15 protein-coding genes are annotated in these 12,914 nt (G+C 68.0%); 6 read left to right on the top strand and 9 right to left on the bottom strand.

What is annotated here, in order from left to right:
- Window positions 1-4: 4 nt before the first annotated feature.
- Window positions 5-430 (bottom strand): universal stress protein, encoded by a 426-nt coding sequence (locus EAF64_RS10065; RefSeq protein WP_129068852.1) that lies wholly within the window; start codon window positions 428-430, stop codon window positions 5-7.
- A gap of 68 nt (window positions 431-498) precedes the next feature.
- Window positions 499-2,247 carry an acyl-CoA carboxylase subunit beta gene (locus tag EAF64_RS10060; RefSeq protein ID WP_129068851.1) on the bottom strand — a complete coding sequence of 583 codons (1,749 nt, stop codon included), beginning with the start codon at window positions 2,245-2,247 and terminating at the stop codon, window positions 499-501.
- Between the two features lie 23 nt (window positions 2,248-2,270).
- Between EAF64_RS10060 and EAF64_RS21385 the strand changes: the two genes are divergently transcribed.
- Window positions 2,271-3,116 carry a hypothetical protein gene (locus tag EAF64_RS21385; RefSeq protein ID WP_227738936.1) on the top strand — a complete coding sequence of 282 codons (846 nt, stop codon included), beginning with the start codon at window positions 2,271-2,273 and terminating at the stop codon, window positions 3,114-3,116.
- Between the two features lie 100 nt (window positions 3,117-3,216).
- Window positions 3,217-4,215, top strand: a complete 999-nt coding sequence (locus tag EAF64_RS10050) for an LEA type 2 family protein (protein ID WP_129068850.1) — start codon at window positions 3,217-3,219, stop codon at window positions 4,213-4,215.
- Here EAF64_RS10050 and EAF64_RS10045 read toward each other — a convergent pair.
- Window positions 4,207-5,064 carry a class 1 fructose-bisphosphatase gene (locus EAF64_RS10045; protein WP_129068849.1) on the bottom strand — a complete coding sequence of 286 codons (858 nt, stop codon included), beginning with the start codon at window positions 5,062-5,064 and terminating at the stop codon, window positions 4,207-4,209. The two genes, EAF64_RS10050 and EAF64_RS10045, sit on opposite strands and share 9 nt — an antisense overlap.
- Window positions 5,065-5,880: a class I fructose-bisphosphate aldolase gene (locus tag EAF64_RS10040; RefSeq protein WP_129068848.1), complete on the bottom strand. Its 816-nt coding sequence runs from the start codon at window positions 5,878-5,880 to the stop codon at window positions 5,065-5,067.
- Window positions 5,881-6,039: 159 nt separating this feature from the next.
- Between EAF64_RS10040 and EAF64_RS10035 the strand changes: the two genes are divergently transcribed.
- Both EAF64_RS10035 and EAF64_RS10030 read left to right on the top strand, forming a co-directional pair.
- Complete coding sequence (locus EAF64_RS10035) at window positions 6,040-6,903, top strand: 3-hydroxyacyl-CoA dehydrogenase family protein (RefSeq protein ID WP_129068847.1); 864 nt, start codon at window positions 6,040-6,042, stop codon at window positions 6,901-6,903.
- 63 nt (window positions 6,904-6,966) lie between these two features.
- Entirely contained in the window at window positions 6,967-7,155 is a 189-nt protein-coding gene (locus EAF64_RS10030) for a hypothetical protein (protein ID WP_129068846.1), read from the top strand.
- Here EAF64_RS10030 and EAF64_RS10025 read toward each other — a convergent pair.
- The 5 genes from EAF64_RS10025 to EAF64_RS10005 are packed head-to-tail and all read right to left on the bottom strand — an operon-like array spanning window position 7,152 to window position 10,823.
- Window positions 7,152-7,637, bottom strand: coding sequence for a hypothetical protein (locus EAF64_RS10025; protein ID WP_129068845.1), 486 nt, complete (start codon window positions 7,635-7,637; stop codon window positions 7,152-7,154). The genes EAF64_RS10030 and EAF64_RS10025 overlap by 4 nt on opposite strands.
- A 32-nt stretch (window positions 7,638-7,669) precedes the next feature.
- Entirely contained in the window at window positions 7,670-8,365 is a 696-nt protein-coding gene (locus EAF64_RS10020; protein ID WP_129068844.1) for a TOBE domain-containing protein, read from the bottom strand.
- A 57-nt stretch (window positions 8,366-8,422) separates the two neighbouring features.
- Entirely contained in the window at window positions 8,423-9,187 is a 765-nt protein-coding gene (locus EAF64_RS10015) for an ABC transporter ATP-binding protein (RefSeq protein ID WP_129068843.1), read from the bottom strand.
- Window positions 9,187-9,897: an ABC transporter permease gene (locus EAF64_RS10010; protein WP_227738935.1), complete on the bottom strand. Its 711-nt coding sequence runs from the start codon at window positions 9,895-9,897 to the stop codon at window positions 9,187-9,189. The genes EAF64_RS10015 and EAF64_RS10010 overlap by 1 nt, the downstream gene beginning before the upstream one ends.
- Before the next feature lie 2 nt (window positions 9,898-9,899).
- Complete coding sequence (locus tag EAF64_RS10005) at window positions 9,900-10,823, bottom strand: substrate-binding domain-containing protein (RefSeq protein ID WP_129068842.1); 924 nt, start codon at window positions 10,821-10,823, stop codon at window positions 9,900-9,902.
- Between the two features lie 132 nt (window positions 10,824-10,955).
- Between EAF64_RS10005 and EAF64_RS10000 the strand changes: the two genes are divergently transcribed.
- Window positions 10,956-11,933 carry an ABC transporter permease gene (locus tag EAF64_RS10000; protein WP_129068841.1) on the top strand — a complete coding sequence of 326 codons (978 nt, stop codon included), beginning with the start codon at window positions 10,956-10,958 and terminating at the stop codon, window positions 11,931-11,933.
- Window positions 11,930-12,907, top strand: coding sequence for an ABC transporter ATP-binding protein (locus EAF64_RS09995; protein WP_129068840.1), 978 nt, complete (start codon window positions 11,930-11,932; stop codon window positions 12,905-12,907). Before EAF64_RS10000 ends, EAF64_RS09995 begins: the two co-directional genes overlap by 4 nt.
- Window positions 12,908-12,914 lie beyond the last annotated feature (7 nt).

The raw sequence follows: 12,914 nt of genomic DNA, 5'->3' as shown, positions 1-12,914 counted from the left end.
CGAGTCAGGACAGGTCGACGGTCAACACCGGGATCGACGAGTCGGCGACGACTTTCTCCGCCGTACTCCCGAGGATGTTCTGGGTGTAATCGTCGCCCTGGGTCCCCATCGTCACCACGTCGACGCCCGCTTCGTCGGCGTAGGCGACGATCTCGTCGGCCGGCGTTCCCCGTCGGATCGCGGTAACCGCGTCGAGCCCGGTGGCCTCCAGTTCCGCCGCGACGGTCCCCACGGCGTCGTTCCCTTCGGCCTGCAGATCCTCGAGGACTTCCGCTTTCATGTCGTCGTCGAGCGTCAGGAACGCGCGGTCGTCGACGACGTAGAGGACGTGTACGGTCGTCCGCTCGTCGGACGCGATCTCGACGGCCCGGTCGAGCACCGCCTCGAACCCCTCGCCGCCGTCGGTCGGGACCAGAATGTCGTCGTACATAGATGAAGGTCACCCCGCGGTGTACACACGCCTTTCGGTTGCGAGTCGCCCCCGCGTGCTGGGCCGGGTCAGATGACGGTACCGTGTTTCTTGCTCGGTCGATCCTTCTCCACGTCCTCGTAGAAGGCAAAGCGGGCGGCCAGTTCCGTCCGGAGGTCGCTGGGTGGCACGATCTCGTCGATGACGACCTCGCTGGCCATCCGGTGGACGTCGATGTCCTCGCGGAACTGCTCGCGGAGTTCCCGCTCGCGTTCGGCGCGCTCCTCGTCGTCGTCGATTGCCGCCAGCCGGTTGGCGTAGACGGCATTGATCGCCGCTTCGGGCCCCATGATCGCGATCTCGCCGCTCGGGAGTGCGATGGTCGACTCGGGATCGTAGGCCGGCCCCGACATCGCGTAGATCCCCGCGCCGTAGGCCTTCCGGACCACGACGCACTGTTTGGGGACCGTCGCGGCCGACGTGGCGTAGATCATCTTCTTGCCCTGTTCGAGGATACCCTCCTTCTCGACGCCCGAGCCGGCCATGAAGCCCGGCGTGTCACACAGATACAGCAGCGGCACGTCGTAGGCGTCGCAGGTCCAGACGAACTGGGCGGCCTTCTCGGCGGCGTCCGGGAAGATCGCCCCCGCGCGCTGGGCTGGCTGGTTGGCCACGACGCCGACCGGCCGTCCGTCGACCCGCGCGAACCCGGTCAAGATCTCCGATCCGTACTGCGGGCGCAACTCGAAGAACGAATCGGTGTCGACGACCCGCTCGATCACGCGGGTCATGTCGTAGCCCTTGTTGGGCTCGGCGGGAACGATAGCGTCGATGCCCTCGGGCGGTCTCGCGGGCGCGGTGCCCGCGGTCCTGGGTGGGCTCTCGTCGCTGTTGTCCGGGAGGTAGGAGAGCAGTTGCGCCACGAGCGCGCGAGCGTGTTCCTCGTCTTCGGCGATCAGGTCCGCGCTCCCGGTGTGGCGGGCGTGGACCTCCGCGCCGCCCAGGTCCTGCAGGTCGATCTCCTCGCCGGTTACCATCTCGACCATCCGCGGACTGGCGATGGCCATCGCGCTCACGTCCCGGACCATGACGGTGAAATCGGCGAAGATCGGCGTGTAGGCCGCGCCGGCGATACAGGGGCCGTAGAGGACGCAAATCTGGGGCACCCGGCCCGAGAGCCGCGAGTGGTTGTAGTAGTACTTCTCGATCCCCTCGCGGTTGGCGAAAAAGCCCGTCTGCTGGTCGATCCGGCCGCCCGAGGAGTCCATCAGGTACAGCACCGGTTTGCCGGTCTTGAGGGCCCGCTGTTGCATCCGGAGGAACTTCTCGACGCCTTTCTCTGCCATGCTCCCCGCCTTCACCGTGAAGTCGTTGGCCATGAAGTGGACGTCCCGGCCCTCGAACTCGGCCGCGCCCGTCAGCAGGCCGTCGGCGGGGAGGCGGTCGCCCCCGTTCTCGTCACCCTCGACGGCGTTCTCGTGCCAGCTATCGAAGTTGGCGAACTTCCCGTCCTCGAACGCGACTCCGTCCACACCGAACCAGAGGTCGAGTCGGTCGCGGACGAACAGTTTCCCCTGTTCTTCGAGACGGTCGCGGTACTTCTCGGGACCGCCGGCCTCGATGTCTGCGATCTCCTCGCGCAGGCGCTTCTCGCGGTCGGTCGGGCCGAGGTCTGCGTCCGGTTCCGGTGTGGTGTTCGACGGTGCGGTGTGGGTGACCGCCGGTTCGGTGGCGTCGCCGACGTACAACTCGACCGTGTCGGCCACGTGCTGGGCCATCGCCTCGGCGATGGCGGCCAGTTCCTCCTGGTCTGCCCCCTCGGGAACGCGGACTTTCATCGCCCACGACTGGGCCCAGGAGTGTGAAACCGTTTTCCCCTGTCCCGCTTCGAGACGCCGCCAGCGCGGCCGCCGACGTGCCCGCCGACGCGACGATGCTGGTCAGCGGCTTCGGGAGCGTCGGCGAGGATATCGACGTGGCGCTCGTGCAGGCCGACGCCATCGCACGCCGGTTCCCCTACCAGACCCGCTCGCCGGCCCGCGAGGCGGCCAACGACGGGCGGATGGCCTTCGCCGACCGCCACATCTCGACGCTCGGTGACGACGTGCAGTTCGGCGGCCTGGTCGACCCGGACGTGGCGGTGGTCGAAGCCGTCGCGGTCGGCGAGGACTGGCTGATCCCCTCGGGGTCGGTCGGCCACACGCCGGCCTCCGTCGAGAGCGCCGACAGCCTGATCGTGGAGGTCAATCACGCACAGCCGCGGTCGCTCGCGGGGTTCCACGACATCTACCGCCCGGAGCTGCCGCCCGAGCGCGACCCGGTCCCGCTGTCCGCGCCGGTCTCGCTCGCCATCGGCATCGCCGTGCAACTCCTCTTTCTGCTCCTGGCGGTCGCCATCGGGTTCGTGTCGGTCGTCCTACTGATGAGTCTGGTCACGCTCCCGGTCTGGATCGCGCTGATCGTGTTCGACCTCGCCTGGGGCACCCTCGGCGTCATCGCCGTCGGTCGGTTCGTCGCGAACCGCGCGGGTCGTGGTGGGGGCTGGGTCGGTCTCCTCGTCGGGGCCATCCCCGTGGTCGTGTTGCAGGCCGTCCCGTTCGGCGTCGTCCCGATGTTCCTGATCGTCTCACTCGGCATGGGTGGTGCCGTCCGGCCACACATGGGCGTGTCGACGAGCGATCGGTCGGTTCCCAGCGGGCGGTTCTGACTGCGGTCCGGTCGGGCCGAGCACACGGTAAGCCGGCCCTAGACCGTTCCGGATCCTGAAGCGACGAAGCCCGGTTATTCGACGACGGCGAACCCGGGGTATGCTCGGCACCGACGGGGACGAGCGCGGCCTCGGGGCGGCGGGGAAACTACTACTCGCCGTCGCGATCGTGCTGATCGTCGCCGTACCGGTCGCCGTGGCGGGGTTCGAGACCGACCTCCTCGGCGTTCCGGACGTCACCGCGGTCGACAACCGGTTCGCCGGAGCGACCGAGTCCGTCACCGTCGTCACGTCGGACGTGACGGTCCGCAATCCCAACCCCGTCACGGTCGCCGTCGACCGCGTCGACGTTCACCACACCGTCTACGCGAACGGGGTCAGACTCGGGGGCGGCGTGCGTGAAGAACTCGCACTCCCGGCCGGGAACTCGACCGTCCACGTGCGGACGGCCGTTCGGACCGACCGCGTCACCGACTGGTGGGTGCGCCACGTCCGGCGCGGCGAACGGTCGAACCTGACTGTCGTCGCCAGCGTCTCCTCGGCCTCCCTCGACCGGGAGTACTCCCGAACCGTCCTCACCCGAACGGTCCGGACCGACGTTCTCGCCGCGTTCGAGACCGACCGGTCCGTCCCGGTGGACGCGAACGTCTCGCTGATCTCGGGGCCCGTCCTGACCGTCGACTGCACCACGGCCCGGTGGGGTGCCGTCGGCGAGAACCGGACCGTGGTCGCCGTCGCCGCGACCGTCTCCAACCCGACGGCCTTCGACGTTCCCCTGCGGTCCGTCAGCTACGACGTGAGGATGAACGGCCGCGCAGTCGCGAACGGATCGACCGTAAACGCCACGACGATCCCGGCCGGCGCTACCGGGAACGTGACTGCGCGGCTGGTCGTCGACAACGACGACTTCGAGGAGTGGTGGCCCACGCACATCGAACGGAACCAGACGACGCGCGTCCGGATCGATCCCACTATCCGGGTCGACCTGTCGCGGTTCGGTCGTGGGTCCAGAACGTTCACGCCGTCTCCGATCACCCGACGGCTGGAGACGGATCTCTTCGGCGGCCGGTTCGAAGTGGCGCGGGACGGCTCAGTGTAGCGCGCCTTCCAGCCGTTCGATCAACTCGGTGTTGCCGACGTGAACCGGGACACGCTGGTGGAGGCGGTCGGGTTCCACGTCCAGCAGCGACTGCTCGCCGTCTGAGGAACGACCGCCGGCGCACTCGACGATGTAGCCGATCGGGTTGCCCTCGAACTGGAGGCGGAGTTTGCCGTTCTCGGCGGATTGCAGGGCGGGATATGCGAAGATGCCGCCGTACTCCATGACCTGGCTCACGTCGCCGATCATCGCGCCGCCGTAGCGCAGTTTCAGCTCGTCTTCGATCTCCCGAACGAACGCCTCGAAGTCGTCGTGCCAGTCCGGGACGCGGCCGCCGAACCCGTAGACCACGGGATCGGCGGGGATCGTCACGTCCTCCTCGACCACGCGGCGCTCGACGCCCTCGTCGGTGTCGTCGATCACGTACTCTGTCACCGTATCGTCCCGAGCCAGCACGAGCGTCGTGATCGGGCCGTAGAGGACGTAGCCCGCGGCGACGAGCGCGCGGCCGGGAGCCGGCAGTGGCTCGTCGTACACCGCGAGGATCGTCCCCATGACGTTGTTGGACTTCAGGTTCGACGAGCCGTCGAGCGGGTCACAGGCGACGTGGAGGTGCCCGTCGCCGGACTCGACGATCTCTTCGCGCTCCTCGCTGGCGTAGCCGGCGACGCCGTCGACGGCGAGCAGGCGCTCTTCGAGCAACTCGTCGGCGTGGCGGTCGGCCGCGAGCATCTGCTCGCCCGAGGGGTTCTCGCTGGTCTCGTACTCGCGCCGGCCGGTCAGGCCGGCCCGCACGTCGGGCGCGGTCTCGGTGACCACGTCGACGATCTCGGATACCGTGTCGCTCATCTATTCGGCTTCGGGGGCCGCACTCTCGGCGGCGGCCAGGGCCTCCTCGACGGAGGACTCCTCGAAGATGACCTTCTCCAGGGCGTCGAGGATGCGCTCGGGGTTCTCGCGCTGGAAGACGTTCCGGCCGACCGCCAGGCCCGCGCCACCCGCGTCGATCACGGACTTGACGTTCGAGAGGAATTCCTCGTCCGAGCGCTTCGAGCCGCCGGACATGACGACCTTCGTCTTGCCGGCCATCCGGACGGTCTCCTCCATCGCGTCCTGACTGCCGGGATATTTGACCTTGGCCACGTCCGCACCGAGTTCGAGACCGAGGCGGGCGGAGTAGGCGATGCTCTCCGGAGTTTTGGCGTTACGCAGGCCCTGACCGCGCGGGTAGGACCACATGACGACTGGCATGTCGTAGTCGCGGGCCTTCTCCTGGGCCTCGCGGAACTCCTCGACCATCTCGATCTCGTGGTTCGAGCCGCCGTAGACGGTGAAGCCGATGGAGTCGGCGCCGACCTCGTTGGCGTAGTCGACCGTCCAGTTGACCGCCGAGTTGGGTTCGCCGCGCCAGAGGTTCGACGTACCGTTGAGCTTGGCCAGCAGGTTCACGTCGTCCTCGTAGGAGGGGTAGTACGCTTCCGCGATGCCCTTCTGGACCGCGAGGGAGGTCACGGCGTCGTGGGTCGCCACGTCGAAGACGTGTGCGGGGTCTGCGCTCTCCGGTACGTCCTCGAAGTCGACCGGGCCGTGCTCCAGGCCGTGGTCGTACGCCAGGATCAGCACCTTCCCGTCCCGGGTCAGGGGGCTGTCGTCGATAGGGATCATCTCACCTTTCTCTGCCCCACGTTCGCTAATTAAGTTGTTGGAGACGCGTAGCGAAATCCTGCTCCGAACGTGAGTTAACTTTCCGGACGGTGGCGCACAGGTCGGCTCGGAGACAGTCCCGTCGACACACTTAGGCCGGTTCGCGTGGTCCCACCCGGCATGCGTGGATTCGACGAAATCCAGACCTGGGGCGTCGTCGGCGCGGGAACGATGGGCCACGGTATCGCACAGGCAGCGGCCACGAGCGGTTACGACGTGGTGATGCGGGACGTAGAGTCGGAACTGGTCGAGGGGGGTTTGCAGGGCATCGAGTCCAGCCTCTCCAGGTTCGAGGAGAAAGACGAGCTCACCAGCGAGGAGGCGACCGCCGCCCGCGAACGGGTCACCGGCACCACCGATCTCGAAGATTTGGCGGACTGTGATTTCGTCGTCGAGGCCATCGTCGAGAACATGGACATCAAACGGGACGTGTTCGCGGATCTGGACGAGACGGTCGACGAGGACGTGGGACTCGCCACGAACACCAGCACCCTCTCGATCACCTCCATCGCGAGCGCGACCGACCGCGCCGAGCAGGTGATCGGCCTGCACTTCATGAACCCCGTCCCGCTGATGGAGGGCGTCGAAGTGGTCGTCGGCGAACGCACGAGCGACGAGGTGGTCCAGCTAGCCCACGACCTCGCCGAGGACGTGGGCAAGACCACCTGGGAGTCCGACGACAAGCCCGGGTTCGTCACCAACCGCGTGCTGATGCCCTGGATCGCCGAGGGCATCCGGGCCTACGACGAGGGCGTCGCCACCAAGGCCGACATGGACCGCGGGATGAAACTCGGCACGAACGTCCCGATGGGGCCGCTGGAACTGGCCGACCACATCGGGCTGGACATCTGTCTCGACGCGATGGAGACGCTCCACGAGGAACTCGGTGACCGCTACCAGCCGCCGTACCTCCTGAAACGGAAAGTCGAAGCCGGCGACCTCGGGAAGAAATCGGGGAATGGGTTCTACGAGTACGGGGAGTAAGACTGTACCCGTCCGCCCCCGCTTCCACCCAAAACACTTGTTGGTTGATTCGAATGCGCCGACATGACCTTCAGCTACTGGGGCGCGGGCCACATCGCACTGGTCGGTGTCGTCTGTCTGGGATCCGTGCTGTACATCGAGCGCCCAGTCGTCAGTGCCATCGTCGGCCTGCTGGGTGCGTCGGCGATACTGCACGCCGCGTACACGATCCGCAACGAGCGGGTCGGAGAAGAGACACAGGTCGGGTTCTAGGACTCCTCGCTCACCGACCGCTGGAGCGCCTCGACGTCCTCCATCAGCGACTCGAACTCCTCGCGCACGCCCTCGCGGTCGCCGAACTGGCGCTCCGCCCGCGTTTTGAGGTCCGTCGCGTCGTCGCCCAGTCGCTGGACTTGCGCCTGGAGTTCGTCGCGTCGGTCCAGTAGCTCGGCCACCTTCTCGGCGAGTTCGTCGATGTCGGCCTCCCCGATCATGTCGTACTCGTCGTAGAGCCCCGAGCCCACGGCCCCGTGGCCGGAGCCGGTCAACTCGTGGATCACACCGTCGTCGGTCTCTGTCTCGGTGGCCAGCCCGAGCGTCGAGAGTTGCTGGCAGCGATTCTCGACCTGCGATCGTTCCAGGCCGGTCGTCTCGACGAGCGCGTCCACGTCGGCCCCCTCGTGGTCGTCGATGGCGTGCAAGACAGCGACCGCTTCCCAGTCGAGCACGTCCGAGAGTTCAGAAATCGTCGGCATACCCGGGTGCAAGCGTGCCGGCCGGGTAAGGCTTAAGACTCCGCTCGCGCGACGGCGCGGGTCGCCGTCGCCTTGAACGTCGCGACGACCGGGGTTCCAGTGGCGAGTTCCAGTCGCTCGACGCTCTCGACGGTCACCAGCGCGGCCAGGTGCAGGTCCGGGTCGATCGCGACCGTCACGCGAGCCAGCGTCTCGCCGCGGTCGACGGCCACTACCTCGCCCTCGAAGCGGTTGCGCGCGCTCGTCCCCCCGGGTTGGGGGGCCTCGGCCGGCCGGTTCAGGGTCACCGCGTCGGCCCGGATCGTGACGACCACGTCGGTACAGTCCGGTGGCGTCACGGCTCGAATTCGTCCGGCCGTGGTCTCGACGGTGGCGAGTTCGCCGTCCCGCTCGGTCACGCGGCCCGTCAGGACCGTCTCGTCGGCCTCGGCGACGCCCGCGAACTCCGCGCGAACGCGGTCGAACGTCGCCAGCACCTCCCGGGCGCGGTCGGTGAGTTCGCTCCCGCCGCCCCCGCCGCCGCCGCGACTGCGGTCGACCAGCGGGCCGAACGCGTCTCCGAGTTCGACGACGCGCCGCTGGGCGTGTGCGTACGACCGGCCCAGCGAGTCCGCCGCCGCGTTCAACGAGCCCGCCTCGTCGATGGCGGCCAGCAACTCCCGGTCCCGAACGGTCAGGGCGACGCCATCCCGACCGAGTTGCACGTCGAAATCCGGGGACACGTCCATAGATTGCGTTCGTCCGAGACGAACAAAAGCCCTCGTGTCGGCTTTGGTGAGCGCCCCTCAGTACACCAGTTCACCATCTATGAACTTCGCTGTGCGCTCGTCGGCCGGGCTCTCGAAGACGGTATCGGTCGGACCGACCTCGGTGATCTCCCTGTCGAGCAGGACCGCGACCCGGTCGGCGACCCGTTCGGCCTGGTGCATGTCGTGGGTCGCGATGACGACGCCGATCCCCCGGTTCCGCGCTTCTGCCACGGCCTCCTCGATGACGGCCGTGTTCCGGGGGTCGAGATCCGAGGTCGGTTCGTCGAGCAAGAGCACGTCCGGGTCGTACGCCAGTGCACGCGCGAACGACACGCGCTGTGCCTCCCCGCCGGAGAGCGACTTCGCGTGCTGGTCGAGTTGTTCGCCGAGTCCGACGACCCCCAGCGCCTCTTCGACCGTTTCCGGCGTCCCGTTCGACCGGAGCACCTCACTGAGACCGTCGCTGAGTCGGTCGCGCCAGGACCGCCGGACTTTGAGGCCGTACTCGACGTTTCGCCCGACCGTGGCGTCGAACAGGCTCGCCTCCTGGAACACCATCCCGATCCGGCGGCGCAGAGCGAGGCGTTCGCCGTCGCTACACCCCCACACGTCGGTGTCGCCGAACCTGATCGTCCCGGTCTGGGGTTCGATGAACAGCGCGAGAATCCGGAGGAGTGTCGTCTTCCCGACGCCGGAGGGGCCGATGATCGCGACGACTTCGCCGGACTCGACCGAGAGCGAGAGGTCCTCGACGACCGGCGCCGTGTCGTAGGTGTGGGTCACGCCGTCGAGTTCCATCATCACTGCATCACCCCGCCTTCACCCAGGCGGACGACGACGGCGTTGATCAACAGGACGATCACGAGGAGGATCCCACCGAGCACCATCGCCGTCTCGTAGCGGCCCTGCCGGGCTTCGAGCTGGATCGCCGTCGTGAGCGTCCGGGTCTTCGAGACGCCGTCGGCGCTCGCGATGTTGCCACCGACGATGAGGACCGACCCGACCTCGCTGATCGCGCGACCGAAACCCGCCAGGATCGCCGTCGCGATGCCGTACCGCGCTTCCTTGATCGTCACGAGGGCCACGTCGACGCGCGTCCCGCCGAGGACGTGCGCCGCGTCGCGGACGTTCTCCTCGACGCCGGAGACGGCCGCCAGGCTGATCGCCGTGATCGCCGGTGTCGCCAGCACGAACTGGGACATGATCATCGCTTCCCGCGTGAACACGAGGTCCAGTCCGCCCAGTGGTCCCTGGTTGGAGACGGCAAAGAGGACGAGCAGGCCCACGACGACGCTTGGAAACCCCATCCCGGTGTTGATGATGGCCTGCAGGAACTGCTTCCCGCGGAACTCCGTGAATCCGAGCAGGAGTGCGACCGGCAGGCTCACCGCGGTGCTGAAGACGATGGCCAGTCCGCTGACGTACAGCGAGACGTCGATGATACTCCAGACGTACTGTGGCTCGAACGGGAAAGCCGGGAGCGACACGATGGGAACGGCGCCTGCGATCACGGTCACCCGCTCGTCGCGTTACTACTCCAGCCCTCCGGAACGTACTGCTGGAAGTCGGGGTCCTCCGAGAGTGCCCGGGGGAAGAACAACTGTTCGCCGTTCGCACGGTAGCCGTCGATCAGGTCCTGTGCCTGCGGGCTGGTGATGTAGCCGATGTAGGCCATCGACAGATCGTAGTTCACGTCGTGAACCGCCGGGTTGACTGCCATGATCCCGTAGGGATTTGCCAGCGTTTCCGGGCCACCCTCGATGGGGCCCTGCACGAGGATCACGAGGTCGATCTCCGACCGCTGGGAGAGGTAGGTCCCGCGGTCCGAGAGAGTGTAGGCTCCCTGCTCGTTGGCGATGTTCAGCGCCTCCCCCATGCCCGTTCCGGTCTCCTGGTACCAGTCACCGCCCGGTTCGACACCCGCCTGCTCCCAGATCAGGAGTTCTTTGGTGTGTGTCCCCGAGTTGTCGCCCCGCGAGACGAACATCGACTCGGAGTTGGCGATGGTGGTGAACGCTTCGGTGGCCGAGGCCATCCCCTGGATGCCCGCGGGGTCACCCTCCGGACCGACGATCACGAAGTCGTTGAACATGATGTCCCGGCGGTTGACGCCGTGGCCGTTCCGCATGAACTCGTCTTCGAGCGACCGGGCGTGGACCATCACCACGTCCGAGTCCCCGTTCCGAGCGGTCTCCAGGGCCGCACCGGTCCCCTGCGCGACCGAGTCCACCGAGACGCCGTACATCTCCTCGAACGGTCCGTTCAACTCCCCGAGCAGTCCCGTATCGTACGTGCTCGTCGTCGTCGTGAGCGTGAGTGTCTCGCCGGCGACGCCGGCCGTCTGGTCGTTGCCGCCCAGAATCTGTGAACAGCCCGCCAGTCCTGCGACCGCCCCTGTCCCTGCCGCCGCGAGAAACGTTCGGCGTTGTATCGGCATGGACACAACCATGGAGGGGGCTCTGATATAGATTCCGGCTGTCGTCGGTCGTCGTTGGGCGGTTTCTGTCCCGTTTTCGGGCAGTCCATCGAGCGTAAACCTCACCACGGTCGCCGACGGGGATGCTACTATATGACCCGGGAAACCGGAGCGCTCCCACTGAACGCGCTGGGCCGGGGCTCGGTCGCTCTCACGGTCGTCGCCGTCCAGCTCGTGGCCTTCGCCGCCGCATACTCGCTGGGTCGGCCTACCCTCTACGCCGGCTTCGTCCTCCTGAGCGCCGCCGCCCTGGGTTTTGCCTCCCGACGCGGCCTGTTCGGCGTCGCGATGGCGACCCTCGGGAGCGTCCTGCTGGTCGCGCTCGGCCTCCCCCTGCTCCTCTTTGTGGCCCGGCAGTCCCCCTCGCTGATCGCCGAGAAAGCCACGGACCCGGGCGTCCACCGGGTCCTGTACCTGGGCGTGTACGCGCCGCTTCTGACCGCGGTCGTCTGCCTCGCGTTCGGCGTCCCCCTCGCGTACCACCTCTCGCGAGGCTTCCCGGGCCAGCAACTGATCGAGAGCCTGGTCGACCTCCCGCTCGTCGTCCCCCACAGTGTCGCCGGTATCGTGGTCCTCTACGGGTTCGGCGAAGGTGGGATGTTCCCGTCGCTGTCGGTGTTCGGGACGCTTCCCGGGATGATCCTGGCACTCACGTTCGTCAGCGCGCCCTACGCCGTGAACGCGGCCCGCGAGGCGTTCGAGTCGGTGGACGACCGGCTGGAGTACGCCGCGCGCGTCCACGGCGCGAGTCCGTGGCAGGCCTTCCGCCGGGTGACCGGTCCGCTCGCGGTGCGGGGGATGGTCACCGGCGGCGTCCTTGCGTGGGCACGCGCTGTCTCGGAGTTCGGGGCCGTCGCCGTCGTCGCCTACAGCGTCGAGTTCTTCTACCCGCCGGCTGGCGAGCAGGTGATCGCCCAGCACGCGCCCGTGTTCGTCTACAACACCTACCTCCAGGGTGGCCTCGACGAGAGCGGCGCGATTGCGGCGCTGTTGCTCGCCGTCTCGGCGGCCATCTTCCTGCTGGTGCGCTGGCTCACGACCGACGCGACGACCACGCAGGGTGTGGCATGACGCTCGAAGTCGACGTCGAGGCGACCTTCTCGGCCGACGGAGCCGACGCCTTCCACGTCGCCGCGGACTTCGCGGTGCGGGAGGGTGAGACGCTCGTGATCCTGGGCCCGAGCGGGAGCGGGAAGACGCTCCTGCTGGAGACCGTCGCCGGTTTCCACGACCACGGGGGCACAGTGGAGAACGGCGGGCGCGTCCTCTCGGACCGCCCGCCAGAAGGCCGGGACTTCGCGTTCGTGTTCCAGGACTATGCGCTCTTCCCGCACATGACCGCCAGCGAGAACGTGGGGTTCGGCCAGCGGTACCGCGAGGCCGACGCGGACCCCGACGCGTTGCTCGCGGATCTGGGCGTCGCGGACCTCGCGGACCGGTATCCGCCGACGCTGTCGGGTGGCGAAGCTCAGCGGGTAGCGCTCGCCCGGGCACTGGCGGTCGATCCCTCGATCCTCCTGCTGGACGAACCGCTCTCGTCGCTGGACGTGCCGACTCGCCAGTCGCTCAGGGACGACCTGCAGGACGTGCTGGCGGACGTAACCTCGATCTACGTCACGCACGACCGGACGACGGCGCGGGCGCTGGCCGACCGGATCGTCGTGATGAACGACGGGCAGGTGGTCCAGACCGGCACGCCCGAGGACGTGTTCGAGCGGCCGGCGTCGCCCCTCGTGGCGCGGTTCACGGGGAGCAACGTGGTTCCACTCGCCGCGTTTGGCGACCGGACGAGCCAGTTGCTGGACGGCGACCGCGACGCGACCCATCTCACCGTCAGACCGGAGGACGTGGAACTGGGAGCGCACGACCCGGACCTCACGGGGACCGTCGAGCGTGTGACCCGGGAGGACGCCACCAGTCGCGTGACCGTCGCGGTCGGGGACGTTCCGGAACCGATCACCGTCTTCAGCGCGGACCCGCCCGCGCCGGGCACCACCGTCTCGCTCCGCTTTCCCCGCGAGCGCGTGGCGACCTGTCGGGCGTGACCGGGCG

This window comes from Halorientalis pallida, assembly GCF_004118325.1.
GTDB lineage: Archaea > Halobacteriota > Halobacteria > Halobacteriales > Haloarculaceae > Halorientalis > Halorientalis pallida.
The sequence above is the reverse complement of the archived record's forward strand: the minus strand, read 5'-3'. Positions and strand labels throughout refer to the sequence as shown.

Excerpts from the sequence above, each read along its gene's own strand:
- EAF64_RS10065 (WP_129068852.1), bottom strand. The coding sequence starts at position 430 with ATGTACGACGACATTCTGGTCCCGACCGACGGCGGCGAGGGGTTCGAG.
- EAF64_RS10060 (WP_129068851.1), bottom strand. The coding sequence starts at position 2,247 with ATGAAAGTCCGCGTTCCCGAGGGGGCAGACCAGGAGGAACTGGCCGCC.
- EAF64_RS10050 (WP_129068850.1), top strand. The coding sequence starts at position 3,217 with ATGCTCGGCACCGACGGGGACGAGCGCGGCCTCGGGGCGGCGGGGAAA.
- EAF64_RS10045 (WP_129068849.1), bottom strand. The coding sequence starts at position 5,064 with ATGAGCGACACGGTATCCGAGATCGTCGACGTGGTCACCGAGACCGCG.
- EAF64_RS10040 (WP_129068848.1), bottom strand. The coding sequence starts at position 5,880 with ATGATCCCTATCGACGACAGCCCCCTGACCCGGGACGGGAAGGTGCTG.
- EAF64_RS10035 (WP_129068847.1), top strand. The coding sequence starts at position 6,040 with ATGCGTGGATTCGACGAAATCCAGACCTGGGGCGTCGTCGGCGCGGGA.
- EAF64_RS10030 (WP_129068846.1), top strand. The coding sequence starts at position 6,967 with ATGACCTTCAGCTACTGGGGCGCGGGCCACATCGCACTGGTCGGTGTC.
- EAF64_RS10025 (WP_129068845.1), bottom strand. The coding sequence starts at position 7,637 with ATGCCGACGATTTCTGAACTCTCGGACGTGCTCGACTGGGAAGCGGTC.
- EAF64_RS10020 (WP_129068844.1), bottom strand. The coding sequence starts at position 8,365 with ATGGACGTGTCCCCGGATTTCGACGTGCAACTCGGTCGGGATGGCGTC.
- EAF64_RS10015 (WP_129068843.1), bottom strand. The coding sequence starts at position 9,187 with ATGATGGAACTCGACGGCGTGACCCACACCTACGACACGGCGCCGGTC.
- EAF64_RS10005 (WP_129068842.1), bottom strand. The coding sequence starts at position 10,823 with ATGCCGATACAACGCCGAACGTTTCTCGCGGCGGCAGGGACAGGGGCG.
- EAF64_RS10000 (WP_129068841.1), top strand. The coding sequence starts at position 10,956 with ATGACCCGGGAAACCGGAGCGCTCCCACTGAACGCGCTGGGCCGGGGC.
- EAF64_RS09995 (WP_129068840.1), top strand. The coding sequence starts at position 11,930 with ATGACGCTCGAAGTCGACGTCGAGGCGACCTTCTCGGCCGACGGAGCC.